Source organism: uncultured Lacinutrix sp. (assembly GCF_947500325.1).
Classification (GTDB): Bacteria; Bacteroidota; Bacteroidia; order Flavobacteriales; family Flavobacteriaceae; genus Lacinutrix.
Window position 1 is genome coordinate 196,848 of record NZ_CANMRQ010000003.1, and the last position, 20,208, is coordinate 217,055.

Genomic DNA, 20,208 nt, shown 5'->3' on the forward strand with positions numbered 1-20,208 from the left:
GTTAAATCGTGGTCAAATAATTAGTAATGTTTTCTAAGATGCTTTCAAAATCATCTTTTAGAGTTGTATTACCTTCATCTAAATTATTTTCATAATCTACAGCAATCTCATAACTCTTTTCAAGACCTAAAATACTAATTTTATGTTTAAGTTTATGCACGTTTCCAGAAGCTTCTTCATAGTTTTTTGCTTCAATGTTTTTTATATAAATTGCTTTTTCTTCAGGAAATTCCTTCTTTATAACAGCTATTAGTTTTGCTTTAAAGATACTATCTCCTCCAGACAAGCTATCTATATATGATGAATTAGGTTGTTCATTTAGGTGTTTCATTAGGGGCTTTTTTTAAGGTAAAATAAAAAGTAGTGCCTTTTTCTATTTCAGATTCTAACCATATGTTTCCATTATGTAAGTTAACAATCTTCTTTACTATAGATAATCCTATTCCAGTAGAATCTTCACTTTTATTTAATGTATTAAAAATTTTAAAAATTTTGTCATAAAATTTTTCATCAATACCAATGCCATTATCTTTAATTGAAAATTGATATTGCTCTGTTTGTTCTACTACATCAATATCAATATAACCTTTATCTTTATCTATAAACTTAACGGCATTACTAATGAGGTTTTGAAATAATTGCTGTAATTTTGTTTTGTCCCCTTTTATAATTGGTAAGGTGTTATGAACCTTAATTTCTATGTGTTCTGGAATGTATAGTATTTTAATTAATTCTTTAACTACACTATTTAAATCTACATTTGATATTTGAGAATTATCTGCGCTTACACTTGAATAGTTTAACACATCTGAAATAAGCTGTTCCATTTTTTCAAGTGTCGTTTCTATATGCTTTATGTTTTGAAGGCTAGCAGCGTCTAAATTCCCTATATTATCTTCTTTTAACCAACTTACTAGAGCATAAATACTTCGCAATGGTGATTTTAAATCGTGAGACACTATATGAGCATATTCTTGAAGTTCATCATTACTTTTTTCAAGAGCTTTTAAAAGTGTTTTATTTCTATTTTCAACTTTTTGTCTTTCTCTTAAATTAATTGCACTCTTTAATTGCATTGCAACTAAACTTGCTATATTCTTAATCGTTTTTAAATGTGCTTTAGTAAAGTAATTTTTATCTATATGCTCGGAATCAATAATACCAATAACTTCACCATCATTTAAAATAGGCACTGTTAATTCTGAAAAACGCCTTTGCCCATCAATTACATAATCTGGTTCTTGAGAAGTATCATTTATTATTTTTGCTTTCTTTGATTTAGCAACTCTACCAACAATACCTTTTCCTAATTGCAAACTAAACTTGTTATCTGAAGCATTTTTATAATTAATGTCCTCTCCGTATGCTGCTATTTTCTCTATTGTACCAATATCTTTATTAACAAGATAAATAACACAATCTTCTGTTCCTAAAAAGGCTGCAATATTAGTAGTAATTTCTTGTGCTATTTCATAGATATCTATTTTTCCTAATATAGATTTAGCCACGTCATTAATCATATCTATAATTAATGTTTTCTCCCTTTCAGACGTTATATCTTCAATTAAAGCAACTTGGTATTTTATATTATTATAGCTATCTCTTACAGCATTTACATTCGTTTTCGCCCATATAAATGAGCCGTCTTTTTTCTTATATCGCTTATCAATTACAAAATTATCTAGAGTACCAGAATTCATTTTTGTTAAAAGCGCTTTAGATTCGGGAAAATCTTCTATAAATGAAACATCTTTAATTGTTTTTTGTTTTAATTCTTCTGCATTGAAACCTAATAAATTTTGAAACGCTGCATTGGTTTTTATCATCTGGCCTAATTGCGTAAGCGCAATTCCAAAAGGTGCATTATCAACAATAGTATCTAATTGTTTTTTTTGTTCTTCAATTAATTCTCGTGTTCGCCTATCTTCTGTAATATCTCTAACGATGCCTTGAGCAGCTATTGGTTTTTTATCCTTATCAAAAACAATACTTGCATTGATATGTACCCATTTAACTGCTTTAGATTTAGTATACACTCTAGCTTCATAGTTTTTAAAAAAACCTTTGCCTTGTAAATCCATAAAAGAAGACATTGCATATTGCATATCTTCTTTATATATAAGATCTATAACATTTACGGATTCTTCTTCAATATTATAACCAAAAAAGTGAGTTGCAGCTTCATTAAACTTAATAATATTGCCTTTAAGATCCATAACTACATAGGCATCTAGAATGTTTTCAAAAACTCCTTGAAGTTGTGATGATTTTTCGTCTAGAAGTTGCTCTAATTTTAAAGACGTTTGGTAAAGCTCTCTTGACTTTTCTTCTAAAATTTTCTCAGCAGCTTTTCTAGCCGCTTTTTCTCTTTGCAGTGCACGTTTTAATATGTCAATATCTTCTTGACTCATTAATTTTTATTAATGATAAATTTAACTTCTGTACCGTCTTCCTTTATTTTTTCAAGAACGATAGTTGCAGTACTATTAAAATGTTCGAATGTTTTATTCATTAAACCTAAGCCAAAATGATGCATTGCTCGACTAGATTTATAAATCATAATTAATGAATTTTCTGTTTTTTCTTCAACAATAAAGGTAGGTAGTTCTGCATCTGGATATATTTTTCTAACCTCAACATGAATATGGTTTTCAATTGATGCTAACATTTCTATAGGATCTTTATAAGTTGCTAAAAGCCCAGGATAACTATCCTCTAAAACACTAAAAAAATGTTCTGCATATACTAATAATAAATCATCTATTGCAATACCTGTATTGTTACTTAAGTTTTTTAATAGCTCTAACATTTCGGAAAACTTATAAGTTCCTACTGCTGTATAGACACCTTGAGATTCTAATTTAGATTGTGTAATGATTTTATCGACCATTTCTAATCCAAATTTATCTTCAACTAAATCTAAAAACTCTGTAAATACAATACCTTTCATTTATATTTTTATTAATTCGTTTATACTCCAATAGGCTAATAGTTTTTCAATTTTAGAGACATAATCCTCGTATTTTAATGGTTTTAAAACATATCCAGCAATACCAATTTTATAGCATTCTAAAAGGTCCTTTTGATTGTTGGATGTAGTAAGTATAATGGTAGGAATATACTTTAGAATATCGTTATTCTTTAAAATTGTTAAAAATTCTATACCATTAATTTTTGGCATATTTAAATCTAATAAAATAATATCAGGAAGCACCCCTTTTTTTTCTAAAATTTCAAGAGCATCTTCTCCATTATTAGCTTCAATGATATTATGATTAAGATTTAACTTCGAAATTGTCCTATTCAATTTCATGACTTCTATAGTGTCATCTTCTATTAATAGAACGTTTAGTATTTTGCTCATAGAGGGAGAGTTTTATATAATAAAGCTGAAAAATAGTTTAATTCCATAAACTTATTATTCTATTTCGTTTAACCTATAATAAGTGTCGGTGAGTAACCTTTAACTGTCGACGAATGGAAATAACAAAAATATCTTATTACAAAATATAAGGCCACCTATTTGAATAGGTGGCCTTATATTTTGTTTGTAATATTTTTATCTTAATTATTAGCGCCTTCAGGTAATTGTTGCGTAAATAAATAAGTAGATGTTGGAGGTCCACCAAATACAGAGTTCGATGGATTATTAAATATATTATTTCTAACATGTAATACATCACTAGCTGCACCTGAATATACGGTTAATCCATCCATATCTATATCAGTATCAAATAAGCCTTCAGATTGATAACTTGCTACTGGAGGTCCACCAAATACTGAATTATCAGGATCATTAAAGACTTGACTTCTTATAGGTGGAACATCTGATAATCCTCCTGAATAATTTAATCGTCCATCTCCATTAGAATCTCCTGCCCACATAGCTACTGTGTCTGTTGGCATACCAAAAGTAGTTTGAGCATCTGTTCCAAAAGTAATTTGATTATTTGCATCTGTAAAATCTACTGTTACAAGTGTATTGGATAACGCTACAGTATTAGCTGTCATTATACCTAAGTGATTTCTATGTTTTACAACAACATGATAATTTCTAGCCATAACATTAAACTCTAAATCTGATACTCCGTCTACTCCAACTATGTCTCCATCACGTTGTAATAAAGCAGATTGACTAGCTCTTACTAAAGTATTATCATTTTCATCTCTAAGCTCGATAAATACCCAATCAACAATATCATCACTAGTAACACCTGTTCCAGATGTTCCTCCTAAATCGAAAACCGTAACATCACATGTTAAAGCATCTGCATAAGGAGAAGTAGTCGTTAAAAGTGTACTACGTAAATCATCGCGCATTAAATTATTAGAACTATTTAATAAAGCGCCTTGTAAAAAAGCAATAGGATTTACTTTTATTCCTAATTGTATTGTTTGTTGGTGAAAACCTTGCGTTAAAGTTGTAGTACCATCAGATATGGTTGTTACGACTAATTCTCCTACTGTAAAATCAATTGATACACTACCATTACTTAATGTAGATCCAGAACTCCCTATAACTTGACGTTCTATGCTTTGACCAAATGCGAACACAGCAGTCAACAATCCTATTACTAATAATTTATTCTTCATAATTAATTTGATCTTAATTTAATGTACTAAAACAAAAGTAAAAAAATATACAACATTTGATGGTTATTCAAATCATTTATATTACTTTATTCGATGAAATACACAAAAGTTAATATTTTATCCCTTTTTAATAAGCTTTATTGTTGTATTTGCTTCTTCTGTACTTAACTTTACAAAGTAAACTCCAGATTGTAATTTACTAATATTAATAGTCTCTAAATTATTTACCGCTGTCATTACTTTTTGCCCTGAAATATTATAAATCTCAACACTTTTTAAGTTGTTTTCTAAACCTTTAATTGTTACAACATCTTTTGCTGGATTTGGAAATATTGAATACCCTGTTAATTCGTTTTCAACAGTACCCAAAGTAAAAAATTCGTAAGTTGTTGTTCCCATTTGACCCACATAGTTATCTGTTGCTGTATCCACAAGATTCCCTGATAATGTACCTATAAAGAATGAATTAAAAATACTTGGGGCTGCCATAGCTAACGAAGAGGTATTATCTAATAAAGTTATTGAACCTGAAGTTGGAGAGCCATCAACATCAAATGTTGTTAAAATAATTGGTGTACCTGCTGTATGTGCAGGTAAGACTACATCTTGTACTAGATTAAATGCAATAGCATCTTCAGCTGTATTAGGTGCTGGTAAACTTGTAAACACTGGTACAGAATAACCTCCTGTTACATTAGAAATAGTAACATTATCTGGTAATAATACTGTAAAGTTTTGATCATTAATGTATGGATGTGGTGCAGTAGAATTAAAGTCTGGAACTGCTGCTACAGAAAAGTTATAGTTATTATTCTGGATAAGTGTCAATTGATAGTTTTGAGCTTGTAGTGTTAATCCAAACATTAAAGCAATTAGTAATAATAATCTTGTTTTCATTTTTTTTGTTTTTAATTATTTGCGCCTTCTGGCAATTGTTGTGTAAATAAATATGTTGATGTTGGTGGACCTCCAAATATAGAATTTGATGGATTATTAAAAATGTTATTTCTAACATGTAATACATCACTTGATCCTCCTGAATACACAGTTAAACCATTCATATCCACATCGGTACCATTATAACCTTCAGATTGATAACTAGCAACTGGTGGTCCACCAAACACAGAGTTATCCGGGTCGTTAAACACTTGACTTCTTATTCCTGGAACATCAGATAAAGCTCCTGAATAATTTAATCGTCCATCTCCATTTGTATCTCCAGCCCACATAGCTACTACTCCATTTGGCATACCAAATGTTGTTTGCGCATCTGTACCAAAAGTAATTGAACTACTTGCATTAGTAAAATCTATTGTAGTTGTTGCTCCTGATAATGTTACTGCATTTACCGTCATTACTCCCAAATGATTACGATGCTTAACAACTAAATAATAATCCGTATTTGCTATATTAAATTCTAAGCTTGAAATACCATCAAAATTTACAATATCACCATCACGTTGTAACAAAGCAGATTGGCTTATTCTTAAAACAGTATTATCTATTGCGTCTCTTAATTCTACAAAAACCCAATCCACTATATCATCATTATTTGCTCCTGTTCCTGAAGTTCCACCAGTATTAAAAACAGACAAATCACATGTTAACCCATCTGAATAAGGGCTAATAGTAGGAATTAGTCCAGCTATTCTTAAATCATCTCTCATTAAATGCTCTTCTCCTACATTTGGATTTAATAATGCGCCTTGCAAATAAGCTTTTGGACTTACTCTACTTACTATTTGTGTTCCTTCTATAACAAAATCGTCAATAACCATTCCTTCTCTATTCTCAATATTATCAGAATGCAATGCAATTCTAAAAGTAATATTATCTGCAGTTGTAAGATCTGTTTCTCCTAAAGTTGCATTAGCTGTAAAATTATAAGCATACTCAGTCATCGTTGTAGCATTCCCTGTCCATTGTGCTCCAGGACAATTAAAACAAGTTCCAGTTGCATCAGAATCTGAACTATTATACCAATTAGGTTGGCTATTAACCGTTCCTAAAATTGCCCAATTACTCCCGCCGTCTATAGAATATTCAACATTACCCCAATCCCAATCTGTCTCTAACTCAAAAGCCATTTGAAATTTAAGTATAGGGTTAGATATTAGTGTAAAATCGTAACAATTTGACATTAAATAAGCTTCTGTATCTGCAGGATAGTTTCCAGATAAATTTGTGCCGTAAGCACTTGTCCCTGTAGCTGTTGCATTTAAACTCGTCCCACTAGGCACACCGCGTTCCCATACATTGTTTACTATTAATAACTCGTCACTTGCAGTTTCAAAAGAGTTTACTACATTTAATTCTCCTGTTTCATTTACTAAGAAATTTACCGTTTTATTATTGTTTGCAATATTAGCATCGTTGCTAATGTTAATAATAACACCTAAACTATGCGAACCTGTATTTAATTCCATTTCTGGAAGATTAACAGTAATTTGCTCTGTAGATAATAGCGTACCATTCCAATTAAAACTACTAGAAGTTCCTCCATCAATTGTATAAGAGATATCTATAGAATTAATAGTATTGAGTCCATTGTTTTTTAATAAAATTTGAGCTGTAGTTGCTCCACAGGTCATGCTATTAGAGATTGGATTGCTTATTGCAATTAAACGTACATCATTTGCATGCAATTGTACAGGAATAGTAGAACGCCATAAGCCTCGTCCATAAGTTGCAGCTGTAATAGATTGATCGTCTAGATTAATTTCTAAATCTCGAATGTCTGTGTTAGGAAGATTAATAAAAAAAGGCTCCCAGTCTGGACTACTATCATCTAATCTATAGACGCCTAAATCGGTAGCAACAAAAATAGGGTTTAATGGATGATCTCCTTGATGTACTACTGTTGTTGGAAACTCTCCAGCAGGAAAATTGTTAGTTATATCTGTCCAAGTATAGCCTCCATCTGTAGTTTTAAACACACCTTTATTGGCATAATCACCATCTGTGGTTATCCACATAATATCTGGATTTGTTTGATGTATGGCAATATCTGAAATGGCATTACCAACAACATTAGTGTCAAAATCGTAAGTTACACCTCCATCTGTACTAACACGTAAATTTTGGTGACCAGAAGAGACTATTCTCATAGGATCTGAAGGTGCTATTTCTAGCTCATCTGTATAGCCAGTTACAACAGTTCCTACTGTTTCCCATGTATTTGTATTCTTGTTTAACTTAAAGAGTCTATCCCAAGCTGCATATATTTCTCCATTACTGTCTGATGCTAAAGGTGTCTCCCAAACTCCTGTTCCTGCGTTTGCTGGTTTACCAACCCAAGTAATATAACCATCTGCTCTATTAGATATATATAAACGCTGTCCACCTTGTATAAACCCGTAATAAGTATTATCATCTGCAGGTGTTATTAATGTATTTATTCCATCTCCAGGATGGTAACCTCTCCAATCTCCATTAACCCCAAGTCCAAAACCACCGTTATCTTGTAAACCACCTGAAACATTATTAACATTTCCTACTGCAACTGCTACATTAAAAAATTCCCCTATTTGTAAGCCTGCACTATGATCTTGAAATGTTGTACCATTATCTACTGTTGAATATATTCCGCCATCACTAGTACAAAACATACGTCCATTATGAGCTCGCAATGAATGTATATCAGCATGAGTGTAGGCATCTGTTAATTGATCCCAACGATTTAATTTACTCCATGACGTTCCTCCATTTGAAGAGCGCCAAACATCCATAGTCCCAACATAAACTTCGTTTGCATCAATATCTGAAACACCTATAGCCATGTTATACCATACTTGTTGATTTCCTATTAATGTAAAAGTATCTGTGTTTCTTAAACTAAAATTATCTCCACTATCTGTAGACCTGTAGATACCATGTTGCCATGTATTTGTTGCATCTACAGAAAATAAATACACATAATTAGCATTTGCAGGCGTCACATCTATTACCATACGATGAGTATTTGTAGGCATTCCACTGGTTATTTGTGTAAAATTTGAACCACCATCTGTAGATTTATAAAATGCTGTTGGACTTACTGCATATACCGTTTGCGCATCACCTGGTTTTAAACGCATATCACGAATATTATTTCCGTTTAATGTTTGTGTCCAAGTCACGCCAGCATCTGTGGTTGTATATACTCCATCTGTTCCAGAACAAATTAATTTATTTGAATTAGTTGGATCTATAAAAATTTCACTTAGCGCTGCACTTCCATTTAAGTTACTCGCATTTAATCCTGTAGCCGTCCATGTTAATCCACCATCTGTAGATTTATGTACACCTGTTGAAGCAGCATAAACATAAACACCATCATCATCACCAGTTGTTATATAAATTGTATTAGGGTCATTATAATCTACTGCAATTGCAGAGACACTAACTCTTGGCATTTCATCTGTTAAAACTGTCCATGAATTTCCTGAATCTGTTGTACGCCATAATCCACCTCCTGGAGCGCCTACATACCAAGTATTACTATTACTAGGATCTATTGTAATACAGTTTAAACGTCCCATTCCTGCAGGTTGAGCATTAGCTTGGGTATAATCGAAAGGTCCAATAGATTGCCAATTACTTTGATCCATCATCATGTTGGCTTGTCCAAATGCCTTTTTATATTGCCAAGCACTCCAAAGGTCTTGAGCTGTTGGTAAATGGCCATTTTCGTTAACACGAGAGCTCCATATATTCTCAAATCGTTTAAAAGGTTTATAGCCACTACCTTTAGCACTTTTATCATGAGTTAACCAATGTGATTCAAAAGCATCTTGAACCTCTTTAAAAGTTGGCTTCTCATTTCCACTTTTATCCAAAGATTTCATCCAAGGCGTGTTTGAGTTTTGAGAAAATGCAGAAAGACTACAAAATAATAAAAATAGTATTGTAATTTTTTTCATATTGAATTGATTTAAACTTAACTTTATAATTATTCTTACACTATAATTAAGACTATAAAAAAGCCTTTCACCCTATTTTGTTACTATAATTTATTTACCAGATAACCATTAAATCAATTATATGGTATTACAACTTATTTACTAAATACGCACTAAATCCAGATTCTCCAATAATAGACCAAGAAGTATCTGATTGAGAGAACACTCCAACAAAAATAGCATCGCCTGCATTTAGTTTCATTACCCCGCTAATACTATGCATTATCCATGTTCCGGTAGTTGGTGTATCTGCATTTATTAAAGAGTGCATTCCTCCTGTAAAACTATAGGTTGGGCCAACAGCTCCAACCGGATCTACTCCAACAACCACACGGCTATAACTATAGGTTCCTGAGCCTGCAGCTACTGGATCTATACCATCTACTCTAACTTGCGTTGAAACCATATATAAGCCATCAACTGGAGCTGTAAACTCTCCTGTAGTTGGGTTAAAATCTCCACTATTGTGCAATTGTCCTCCTGTATCTGTCCAATTTGTTATTTTAACAAAAGCTCCAGTTGTTGTTTGATTACTTATTAAGGTAGTTGGCACTGCATTAAATGCAGGTAATGTATTTACTTTTAGCTCTTCTACCGTTACTTCTCCATTAATGGTTGTATTTCCATTTTTTAAGACCACCATGGCATCACTTTCACTACCAGAATTTGTACCATTACCAATAACAAATAAACGGTCAGTAGCCACATAATTTGTAGCATTTCCTGTTTGTATTGTATTATATGTACCTATTGTAGTTTGCGCATAACTTTCGGCTAATGTTGCATTTCCTGTTGACGTAGAATAACTCCCTGAAGCATCGCTACTATATCCAAAAGCTGTTGAATAATTTCCTGAGGCATCACTGAATGCTCCAGCAGAAAAGGTCCCTAAACCACTTGCTATGGTATTTGCCCCAAAAGCTGCAGAATCACCTCCTAAGTTAACGCTATCCCAATTATTCGAACTCATAAGCCCTGCCCTAATAGCACCTTTACTTTTATCAAAAAACATACGCCTATTATCATTTGTGGTACTTGTATCATCATCTAATTGTGTACTCCCAAAAACAAAATCGTCTGTAGCAATATCTCCAGAAGTATTACTAGTTACATTTGTTGTTGTAGAAAAAGCACCACCAGAAGCAGCGTCTGTCCAACTTACAGTTCCAGATGCATTGGTAGTCATTACTTGACCTGCAGAAGTACCATCTTGTGCTGGTAAGGTATATGCTGCTCCTGTACCTGCATTATCTCCATCAATAGTTAAACTACCATTCAACGTTGCATTCCCTGATTTGCGAATTACTAATGCATCACTTTTATCATTGACATCTGTACCGTTTCCAATAACAAACAAACGATCTGCAGCATTAAATGTCGCTGTAGAAACTGGCGTTTCCGCTGTATTATATGTACCAATACTCATCTGGTTAAAAGATTCTGAAACTAATCGTTGCCCAATAGCAACAGAATTGTTTCCTGTTGCTTGATTAAAATCTCCCATAGCAATACCAAAGCTTCCTGATGCTGTGGAAAAAGCCCCAAAAGCTATAGAGGCATATCCAGAAGCTGTTGTGTTGAATCCATGAGCAAATGATGAGATTCCAACATTACTAGCATCCCATTGTGTTCCTGTGGCTCTACCAACTCTAAAAGCACCATCTCTAGACGTATCAAAAAACATTCTAACATCATCATTTGTTCCAATTGCATTATTTAATTGTGTACTACCAAATACAAAACTATCGGTAGCTATATTACCTGGAGCATTACTGGTTACATTAGCTGTTGTAGAAAAAGCAGGTGTTGGATTATCTACCCAGGTGTATACTCCGCTACCATTCGTTTTTAATACTTGTCCGTCTATTCCTCCAGTTGGCAACTCTATTTCGTTGGTTGCATCTGCATCTGCATCATTATTAGTTACCCATGTATAATTTCCTGCCCCATCTGTTTGCATCACAAAACCATTGGTACCTCCATTGGGTATTGCATTTGCATCGTTAGTTACCCAAGACACATTACCTGAATTATCTATACTCATTACCTGACCATCTGTTCCTGCTTGTGCTGGTAAAGTATATGCTGCTCCTGCCCCTGCATTATCTCCATCTATGGTTAATGCCCCGTTTAAGGTTGTATTTCCATTTCTTAACATCACTAAAGCATCACTTCTAACAACACTAGCATTAAAAAGATCATCATATCCATTACCTATTACAAATAGGCGATCATTTTCATTAGGTGTTATAGTATTACCAGTAGGAGTAGCTGCTGTATTATACGCTCCTATACTTGTTTGATAATACGTTTCTGCTGTTAACCCTTCACCAATAGCTTGGGATGTTGCTGTACCAGATACTACATTTGAAACTCCTAATGCAGAACCGCTAATACCACTTACGGTATTTTGTGTTCCTATAGCTATTGCTCCTACGCCCGAAGCCGTATTACCATTACCAATACCAACTGCTGTTGCTCCAGATGCAGTATTGTTATACCCCATAGCTATGGTATTTAGACCAGATGCGACACCTAAATGTCCAAACATAATACTATTTGTTCCGCTTGCGGTATTACTAGTTCCCATAGCAACAGATCCAGGACCTACATTAACATCATCCCATTGATTTGCACTATAACCTGCTCTAAAAGCACCTTTATTTTTATTGTAAAAAAATCGAGATTCATCTGCTAATGTTCCAGTATCATTATCTAATTGTGTACCACCAAATACAAAATTATCCGTAGCAAGATCACCTTTAGCATTACTGGTTACATTAGCTGTAGTAGAAAAAGGTCCTTCATTACCACTTTTTGCAGCATACATAGCATATGGTATTTGTTGTAGTTTAGAATCCCCCATTAAAACATAGGTGGTTCCTCCAGTAATATCTACTGATATTTCTAGCCAATGGTCTTGAATAGACCAGTCTATCAAATTAAAATCATCTGATGATGTTCCAGCTCCTACAGATAACGATATTACGCCATACCCATTAGATGTAACCGTATGAGTTTCTGTATATAAATATGTTCCTGTTGCTGGATTCCCTTCTGTAACAGAAAGTTCTACACCAATAGATTGATTAACTACTACGTTGTTAGATGCGTCTCTAACAACGGCTTGATAATTAAATGATTGTGAAAATGTAAAACCAAAGCAAAATAATGCTAAGATGAAGAGGCTCTCTTTTTTCATTTTATTTGATGTTTAGTTATTTCTTAAATTATTCTTGTATTAAGATTATAACTCTTAAAATACTTGTTATCCTATTTTATACTCTTATAATCTATTTACCAAATAGCCATTAAACCCAGATTCTATTTGAAGTGTAAAATTTGTATCTCCTGTAGACTCAATAAATACTGAAACGTAATCATTTGCATTCAATTTTAAAATACCGCTTACACTTTGTGTATCCCAATTTGCTGTACCTGAATCTACATTTCTGATAGAATGTAATCCATTTCTAAACGTTTTTTTATCACCATTTTTTACAATCATTAAACGTGAATACGCTGCTCCTGAAGTCCCGTTCATACCATCTATTCTAACCTGAGCAGAAAAAAAGTATAACCCACTTACAGGTGCTGTAAAACGTCCGTTTGTAATATTTAAATGGTTACCATCATTAAATAAATCTGTGTTATGAGTAACATTCCAATCTCCCACTTCTTTTTCTCCTGCTGTTGTATAAGCGGTCGAATTAGAAGTTACATTAAAGGCTGGTAAATTGACAATTTTTACACTTGTTGCTTCAATATCACTAGACCAAGCAGATCCTCCAGCACCATCACTTTTTAACACTTGTCCTATAGTTCCACCTGTTGGTAATTCAGTAGGTGCATCAACCCAAGAAGGAGAAGTTCCATCAGTACTTAATATTTTTCCTGAATTTCCTGTTTGTGTAGGTAATTCTATTTCATTTGTTGGATCTGAATCTCCATCTGCAGCAGGTGCTGCCCAAGAAACATTACCAGAACCATCGGTAGTCATTACTTGACCATTAGTTCCTGCTTGTGCTGGTAAAGTATACCCTGCACTTCCTCCTACATTATCTCCGTCTATGGTTAACTCTCCATTCAATATTGTATTTCCATTCTTCAACATCACCAAAGCATCACTTCTACCTGAAGGGCTCGTACCATTACCAATAACAAATAAACGATCGGTTAGGACATCTGAAACTGTTTGGCCACCTGAAGCTATATTATAATAACCAAAAACTTGTTCTGATAAGCCATCTACTATTAAGTTTCTTCCTGAAGCAAAACTATTTGGCCCAGATACTATATTTCCTGACCCTAATGCACTACCAGAATTAGTAACAGTATTTCCAAAACCTGAAACAAATGAATAGTTTCCACTGGCAACATTATCTTCACCAAAAGCAACAGAACCTCTTCCAACATTAGCGGTATCAAAATCATCCAGAAAAGCTTTTCCTGCTCTAAATGCCCATTTACTTTTGTCAAAAAACATTCTTGAATCATCGTCAGTACCACTCGTAATATCATCTAATTGCGTACTACCAAATACAAAATCGTCAGTAGCCATAGCTCCTGGTGCATTACTGGTTACATTAGCAGTTGTTGAAAAAGCAACTGTACTAGCTGCTGTTTGGTTTACCCAAGCATAATTTCCTGAACCATCAGTTTTTAAAACTTGTCCATCTGTTCCTCCTGTTGGCAATTCTATTTCATTAGTAGCATCGGCATCTGCATCATCTACAGCATCGGTAATCCATGCATAGTTTCCAGATCCATCTGTTTTTAAAACTTGTCCATCTGTTCCTCCTGTTGGCAATTCTATTTCATTAGTAGCGTCTGCATCGGCATCATCTACAGCATCAGTTGCCCAGCTATAATTTCCAGAACCATCTGTTGATAATAGCTGTCCGTTAGTTCCTCCAACTGGCAAAGTAGCACCGCCTCCTGAAGGCGCATCAATCCATGATACTGTTCCAGAACCATCTGTACTCATTATTTGATTTGCAGTACCATCTTGTGCAGGGAAAGTATATCCTGTTTCCATTCCTTGATTATCCCCATCTATAGTTAAAGTTCCATTTAAGGTTGTATTTCCATTTTTTAATATTACAAAAGCATCAGAATAATTAACACCATTGATATCTGATGTTCCATTACCAACAACTAATAAGCGATCGGTTGGGACATGTACATTTGCATTACCAGCAACAGCTGTATTTAATTGCCCAAGTGTGGTTTGCCCTCTAGACTCTGCAGTAATACTATATCCTAAAGCAACAGATTCTGTTCCTGATGCGTTAGTGTCTCTACCTAAAGCTACTGAGTAATTACCAGAAGCTGTATTATTATCTCCCATTGTCATACTATAAAATCCTGAAGAGACATTTCGTTGCCCTCCCAGCGTAGAAGCATACCAACCTGAAGCTACATTACGTTGTCCAAATCCTACAGTAAAAGGACCTACATTGGCATCGTCAAAACCTCCAAAACCATCTACTTCATTACCAGCTCTAAATGCGCCTTTACTTTTATCAAAAAACATTCTAGAATTATCATCAGCTCCTGTAAGATTGTCTAATTGCGAACTACCAAAAACGAAATCATCTGTAGCAATAGTTCCATTTGTATTACTCGTAACATTACTTGTAGTTGTGAAAGATGCTGTTGCTGTTTGGTTTATCCAAGAATACACTCCAGAACCATCTGTACTTAATACTTGTCCCGTAGCTCCTCCAGTAGGTAACTCATCAGGCGCATCTTGCCAGCTAACTGCTGTACCATCTGTTGTTAGGAATTTACCTGACTCTCCTGTTTGCGTTGGTAATTCTATTTCGTTAGTTGGGTCTGCATCCGCATCATCATTAGTTACCCACGATAACACTCCTGCTCCATCTGTAGCCAAAACATAGCCATTAGTTCCACCATTTGGTATCGCATCAGCTGCTGGTGTTACCCAAGACACATTTCCTGCGCCATCGGTTTGCATAATTTGGTTTAATGTTCCGTCTTGCCCTGGCAAAGTATATCCAGCACTTCCGCCTACATTATCTGCATCTATAGTAAAGTTTCCATGTAATGTTGTATTACCATTTTTTAGCATTACTAAAGCATCACTATTTAATGCTAAGTTTATGTCTTCTTCTCCATTTCCTATTACAAATAAACGGTCTGTAGGTACCCAAGTATCTGCCGAACCAGAAACAAACGTACTGTATTGTCCTAATTGTGTTTCTGCCATAGAGTTTGCTATTACTTGTCTTCCTATTGCTGTAGAATGTTGCCCAAAGGCACGTGCCGTTAATCCAAAACCTCTTGCATAATCTGCAAAACCTCCTGCATTTAAACCAAAAGCTACAGAATAGTTCCCTGTGGCATTAGCATTTCGCCCCATAGAAAAAGAATTACTTCCACTTGCAATACCTCCTTCTCCTAATCCAACAGAGTGATTACCAACTTTGTCTTCATCCCATGAATCTCCTGATGTATATCCTGCTCTAAAAGCGGCTTTACTTTTGTCAAAATACATTCTATTATTAAGTGCTGGACTAAACCCTCCATTAACATCTAATTGAGACGATCCAAAAACAAAGTCATCTATAGTAGCGCTTCCATTAGCATTACTTACTACATTATTAGTATAATCAAAGGGTCCTGCGTCTGTAGATGATTCACTCGTTAAAGCATGTAATGCATATGGAACATGTTGTAACTTACTTACACCAAGTGTTACATAGTTAGTACCTCCTGTAACATCTACTCGAGTTTCAATCCATTGATTTTGTTGTGCCCAGTCTATTGCCAAAAAATTAGCTCCAGAAGTTCCTCCTCCTACTGGTAAAGTAATAACACCTTGATTGTTTGAAGTTACAGTATGTTCTTCATTATATACAATACTTCCCGTAGGACTTCCTATACGTATTGCTATCCATACTGATATAGATTGATTAGTTACAGGTGCATCTGCTGCATCTCTAACTACTGCTTGATAATTGAAATTTTGTGAAAACGAAAACGCAAAGCATAATAATGCTAAGGTGAAGAGTGTAATTTTTTTCATAAGTAGGGTTGTTTAATTTTGTTACCTATACCTATGACAGAGAATAAACAATACACCCTATTTTTTTTTACTTTTTTCATTTTTTAAACAAAACTCCCAAATCTAGTTTGGGAGTTCTTAAAATAGCACCATTTACCTCTTCACTTTAAATAGTACTAATCCTGATTATTATAATTAAGGGGGAAGAGTATTTTAATTTTCTGGCAATTGTTGTGTAAATAAATATGTTAATGTTGGTGGACCTCCAAATATAGAATTTGATGGATTATTAAAAATGTTATTTCTAACATGTAATACATCACTTAATCCTCCTGAATATACAGTTAAACCATTCATATCCACATCGAAACCATTATAACCTTCAGATTGATAACTAGCAACTGGTGGTCCACCAAACACAGAGTTATTCGGGTCGTTAAATACTTGACTTCTTATTCCTGGCACATCAGATAAAGCTCCTGAATAATTTAATCGTCCATCTCCATTTGTATCTCCTGCCCACATAGCCACTACTCCATTTGGCATACCAAATGTCGTTTGCGCATCTGTCCCAAAGGTTATCTGATTATTAGCATCTTTAAAATCGATCATCATTAATGTATTATTTAAACCAAACGTATTTGCCGTCATAATACCTAAGTGATTTCTATGTTTAATCGCTATATAATAATCGCCTGAAAGCCTATTAAATACTAATGGCGAAGTGCCATCTGTAGTGCTTACTATATCTCCATCGCGTTGTAATAATGCTGATTGTCCTTGAACTACTGTAGTCGCACTATTTGCGTCTCTAATTTCTACCCAAATCCAATCGACAATAGCATCATTTCCTGTGACATTAAATAATGCTGCATCTATTGTTTTCCCATCTGTATAAGGACTTGTTGTCGGAAGTAAACTATTAACTCTTAAGTCATCTCTCATTAATTGTTCTTCTCCAGCATTAGGGTTTATTGCTGCTCCTTGTAACATTACTTTTGCTGCGATAGGTAACTCATTACAATAACCATTAGTATCTATAATTGTTACTGTAGCAGTTTGTTCTGTAATATTTCCATTAGTATCGGTAGCTGTAAGTGTTACAGTATTTACGCCTAAGTTTGAACAATCAAAAGTGGTTTGCGAAGCTATAAAAGTGTCTACTCCACAAGAGTCTGCAACTTCTCCTGTTACAGGTATAAAAGCAACGACATCATTTGAAGCTGACCATGTAACTGCATTACGACCAGGTACTATAATTGCAGCAGTACCATCTATATTTTCAAGCCCTTGAGTTTTAGTGTTAGATAAGTCTGGGATATTAGTTGCATGAATTTCAATACGGTTTGTTCCTTCAAAAAGTTTTACTTGTGTAGTCGTTGCATCCGTATTATCAACAAAATCAATATGTAATACCGCATCAAAATCCATAATTAAAATACGGTTTGGATCAGTACCAATGGTTTCGTAACGAATGGTTCCTCCTTCTGATGGATAATCTCCCCTAACCAATAGTTTCCTGAATTATCTTTCACTATTTCTAAAACACTTGGTTTTTTTTCAAGTGATTCTGGATAGTCTGGAAGTTTAAGCTAAAAAAGCGTTTTGTTGATTTTTGATAGAAACTAATACCAGATTCTGTTCCTATTAAGATAAAACCATCTCCACCTCTTAAAGCTATTATACTTTCACTCTTAAAATTATAGGGTGCTTTTATTTCTTCAGAAAAGTTTTTAAACTGCTCTCCATCATATCTATCCAATCCATTTTTAGTGCCCATCCACAAAAACCCCTTTTCATCTTGAATTATCGAAGACACATAACCTTGTGATAAACCGTCTTCTATTGTAATCCGTTCTGGCGTTATAGTCTTTTGAGCATAAGCATATATGCTAATTAAAAAGCAAAGTAGAAAAAAACAGTTTTTTTTATCCCTCATAAATCAAATATAAAATATAACATTATGATTATCTATTATATACAAAAAACTCTTAAGTTTTTACTTAAGAGTTTTTTGTATATAAATTATTTATTCCTTGACAAACTTAAGTTATATTATTTATGCTGTGTAATTCTTAATTTATTCCAAAGAGCCTTCAAACTTGTGCTATTAATCTAAAAAGAAAGTTTGATAAGATATTTTCTGTTTATATAGTTTGAAGGTTCTTTGGGAAATTATTTCAATAAATATCAATACAATTAATCTAAAACAAATTTAAATGCTGTAGATATAATCCCAGCTTTTAAGCCATCGCTTCTATCATAAATACTATATTTTAAATCGAAAGTTTTTAATCCAAATTTGAAGATTTTAAACTTGGTAAATGCATCATAATATTTAAAACCTAAACCATATTGATGACTATTAAATTTAGACAAATCATAATCTGATGTATAAAATTCTGATGTAGACAAATGAGTTTCATAAGGCGCAAAATAATCTGCTGCAGTTTGATTGTAAAAGCGATAGTTTGGATAGAACGTAAATTTACCTAAACCTAATTTTATTGGTAACTCTATACTAGCTGTATGAGAATTTACTCCCCAATTATCCATATAATAACGATAGTAGGTTCTTAAAGCAAATGTCTCATTGAGATAGTAGTTAAAACGTGCTCCAATTGGAATTTTAAATCTAGAATTTGGCAAACGTTCTATATCATCTGCTAAATGAAATACGTCTGTATTTTCTGGTGTAGCATAATTTGGAATACTTGCCGCATTACCTACATAATAATTATCTCTATCTGCGAAATAAACACGTTGCATTGGGTTAGCCAACCATCCTTCTTGTTGCACAACATCAAAAAACAAAGAGATTTGAGCATTTTTGTTTAATATTTGAGAAAAACTAAGGGACAATGAATACGTATTTCTTGACTTATCTTGAATTAAAGTAGTGTTAAATGGTGACCAAACTACTGGTCCATTTTTATCTATTATATTGCCGTTTTGATCTAAGATATCTATATTACTAAAGAAACCATTATTTAAATTTTGTCCGGCTTCATTATAAGAATCTAACTCGGTAGGATATTTAGGACTCCACGTATCTAAATAGACTTGTCCTTTAATTCCTAGTTCTGTATTTTTTTCATTAAACAGTTTTGTAAAACCACCACCAAATCCTGCAGATACATAATCGTATTCTGCTGCAAAACCAACATTGGCTGTCCAAATATTGTTTCTATTGTCTGAACTATGACTATAACTAGCATTTATTGTACCCCAAACATCTTGAGCAGATGCTCCTGATGATGCTACCCATGGACTTCCTGTAACTGCTCCTGCTCTTTTATCTTCTTCTTCTCCATTTCCTGAAGCTCCACTAGCATCAAATGGATCTAAATTACTTGATGAAGCTGAAGTATAAGCAGAAATACCTGCATCTACTGTTAAGACATCGTCTGCATTTAAAGGAATAGCTACTACAAAAGTTGGTGTAATATCTGTGAGTTCTTCATTACCAATACCGCCAGTGACTGAGGCATGATTACCATCTTGTCTATAGTAACTCATTAAAAAATCTACCTCTGTAGATTCTAAAACTCGCTTTTTATAGCTATTTAAAGAATCTATAGGTTTTGTTTGCGAAAAAACAAACGTTGTACTAAAACACAAAGTAAAAAATAGGAACTTTCTCAT

General features: G+C 33.7%; 12 protein-coding genes. All 12 read right to left on the minus strand.

Features of this window, described 5'->3' with window-relative positions; translation table 11 throughout:
* Position 1 precedes the first annotated feature (1 nt).
* The 12 genes from Q0997_RS06020 to Q0997_RS06075 all read right to left on the minus strand — a co-directional run bounded on the left by Q0997_RS06020 (position 2) and on the right by Q0997_RS06075 (position 20,208).
* Positions 2-331: an Hpt domain-containing protein gene (locus tag Q0997_RS06020; RefSeq protein WP_299886053.1), complete on the minus strand. Its 330-nt coding sequence runs from the start codon at positions 329-331 to the stop codon at positions 2-4.
* The gene (locus Q0997_RS06025) at positions 315-2,411 is read right to left on the minus strand and encodes a PAS domain S-box protein (RefSeq protein WP_299886056.1); all 2,097 of its coding nucleotides are present in this window, start codon (positions 2,409-2,411) and stop codon (positions 315-317) included. Before Q0997_RS06025 ends, Q0997_RS06020 begins: the two co-directional genes overlap by 17 nt.
* The gene (locus tag Q0997_RS06030) at positions 2,411-2,950 is read right to left on the minus strand and encodes a heme NO-binding domain-containing protein (protein ID WP_299886059.1); all 540 of its coding nucleotides are present in this window, start codon (positions 2,948-2,950) and stop codon (positions 2,411-2,413) included. The genes Q0997_RS06025 and Q0997_RS06030 overlap by 1 nt, the downstream gene beginning before the upstream one ends.
* Positions 2,951-3,364: a response regulator gene (locus Q0997_RS06035; protein ID WP_299886062.1), complete on the minus strand. Its 414-nt coding sequence runs from the start codon at positions 3,362-3,364 to the stop codon at positions 2,951-2,953. It lies immediately after the preceding gene.
* Between the two features lie 200 nt (positions 3,365-3,564).
* A complete protein-coding gene (locus Q0997_RS06040) occupies positions 3,565-4,593 on the minus strand; it encodes a hemagglutinin protein (RefSeq protein WP_299886064.1) in 1,029 nt (342 codons plus the stop codon).
* Between the two features lie 117 nt (positions 4,594-4,710).
* Positions 4,711-5,490, minus strand: coding sequence for a T9SS type A sorting domain-containing protein (locus Q0997_RS06045; protein WP_299886066.1), 780 nt, complete (start codon positions 5,488-5,490; stop codon positions 4,711-4,713).
* 11 nt (positions 5,491-5,501) lie between these two features.
* Positions 5,502-9,494 (minus strand): glycosyl hydrolase, encoded by a 3,993-nt coding sequence (locus Q0997_RS06050; protein WP_299886069.1) that lies wholly within the window; start codon positions 9,492-9,494, stop codon positions 5,502-5,504.
* 127 nt (positions 9,495-9,621) lie between these two features.
* The gene (locus Q0997_RS06055) at positions 9,622-12,735 is read right to left on the minus strand and encodes a hypothetical protein (protein WP_299886071.1); all 3,114 of its coding nucleotides are present in this window, start codon (positions 12,733-12,735) and stop codon (positions 9,622-9,624) included.
* Between the two features lie 84 nt (positions 12,736-12,819).
* A complete protein-coding gene (locus Q0997_RS06060; protein WP_299886074.1) occupies positions 12,820-16,584 on the minus strand; it encodes a hypothetical protein in 3,765 nt (1,254 codons plus the stop codon).
* 192 nt (positions 16,585-16,776) lie between these two features.
* On the minus strand, positions 16,777-18,075 hold the full coding sequence (locus tag Q0997_RS06065; RefSeq protein ID WP_299886077.1) for a hypothetical protein: 1,299 nt from the start codon (positions 18,073-18,075) through the stop codon (positions 16,777-16,779).
* 28 nt (positions 18,076-18,103) lie between these two features.
* Entirely contained in the window at positions 18,104-18,502 is a 399-nt protein-coding gene (locus tag Q0997_RS06070; RefSeq protein ID WP_299886080.1) for a two-component regulator propeller domain-containing protein, read from the minus strand.
* A gap of 260 nt (positions 18,503-18,762) precedes the next feature.
* On the minus strand, positions 18,763-20,208 hold the full coding sequence (locus Q0997_RS06075; RefSeq protein WP_299886083.1) for a DUF3570 domain-containing protein: 1,446 nt from the start codon (positions 20,206-20,208) through the stop codon (positions 18,763-18,765).

Coding starts and splice junctions, on each gene's coding strand:
- Q0997_RS06035 (WP_299886062.1), bottom strand. CDS start 3,364: ATGAGCAAAATACTAAACGTTCTATTAATAGAAGATGACACTATAGAA.
- Q0997_RS06075 (WP_299886083.1), bottom strand. CDS start 20,208: ATGAGAAAGTTCCTATTTTTTACTTTGTGTTTTAGTACAACGTTTGTT.
- Q0997_RS06030 (WP_299886059.1), bottom strand. CDS start 2,950: ATGAAAGGTATTGTATTTACAGAGTTTTTAGATTTAGTTGAAGATAAA.
- Q0997_RS06040 (WP_299886064.1), bottom strand. CDS start 4,593: ATGAAGAATAAATTATTAGTAATAGGATTGTTGACTGCTGTGTTCGCA.
- Q0997_RS06050 (WP_299886069.1), bottom strand. CDS start 9,494: ATGAAAAAAATTACAATACTATTTTTATTATTTTGTAGTCTTTCTGCA.
- Q0997_RS06025 (WP_299886056.1), bottom strand. CDS start 2,411: ATGAGTCAAGAAGATATTGACATATTAAAACGTGCACTGCAAAGAGAA.
- Q0997_RS06045 (WP_299886066.1), bottom strand. CDS start 5,490: ATGAAAACAAGATTATTATTACTAATTGCTTTAATGTTTGGATTAACA.
- Q0997_RS06055 (WP_299886071.1), bottom strand. CDS start 12,735: ATGAAAAAAGAGAGCCTCTTCATCTTAGCATTATTTTGCTTTGGTTTT.
- Q0997_RS06070 (WP_299886080.1), bottom strand. CDS start 18,502: ATGAGGGATAAAAAAAACTGTTTTTTTCTACTTTGCTTTTTAATTAGC.
- Q0997_RS06020 (WP_299886053.1), bottom strand. CDS start 331: ATGAAACACCTAAATGAACAACCTAATTCATCATATATAGATAGCTTG.
- Q0997_RS06060 (WP_299886074.1), bottom strand. CDS start 16,584: ATGAAAAAAATTACACTCTTCACCTTAGCATTATTATGCTTTGCGTTT.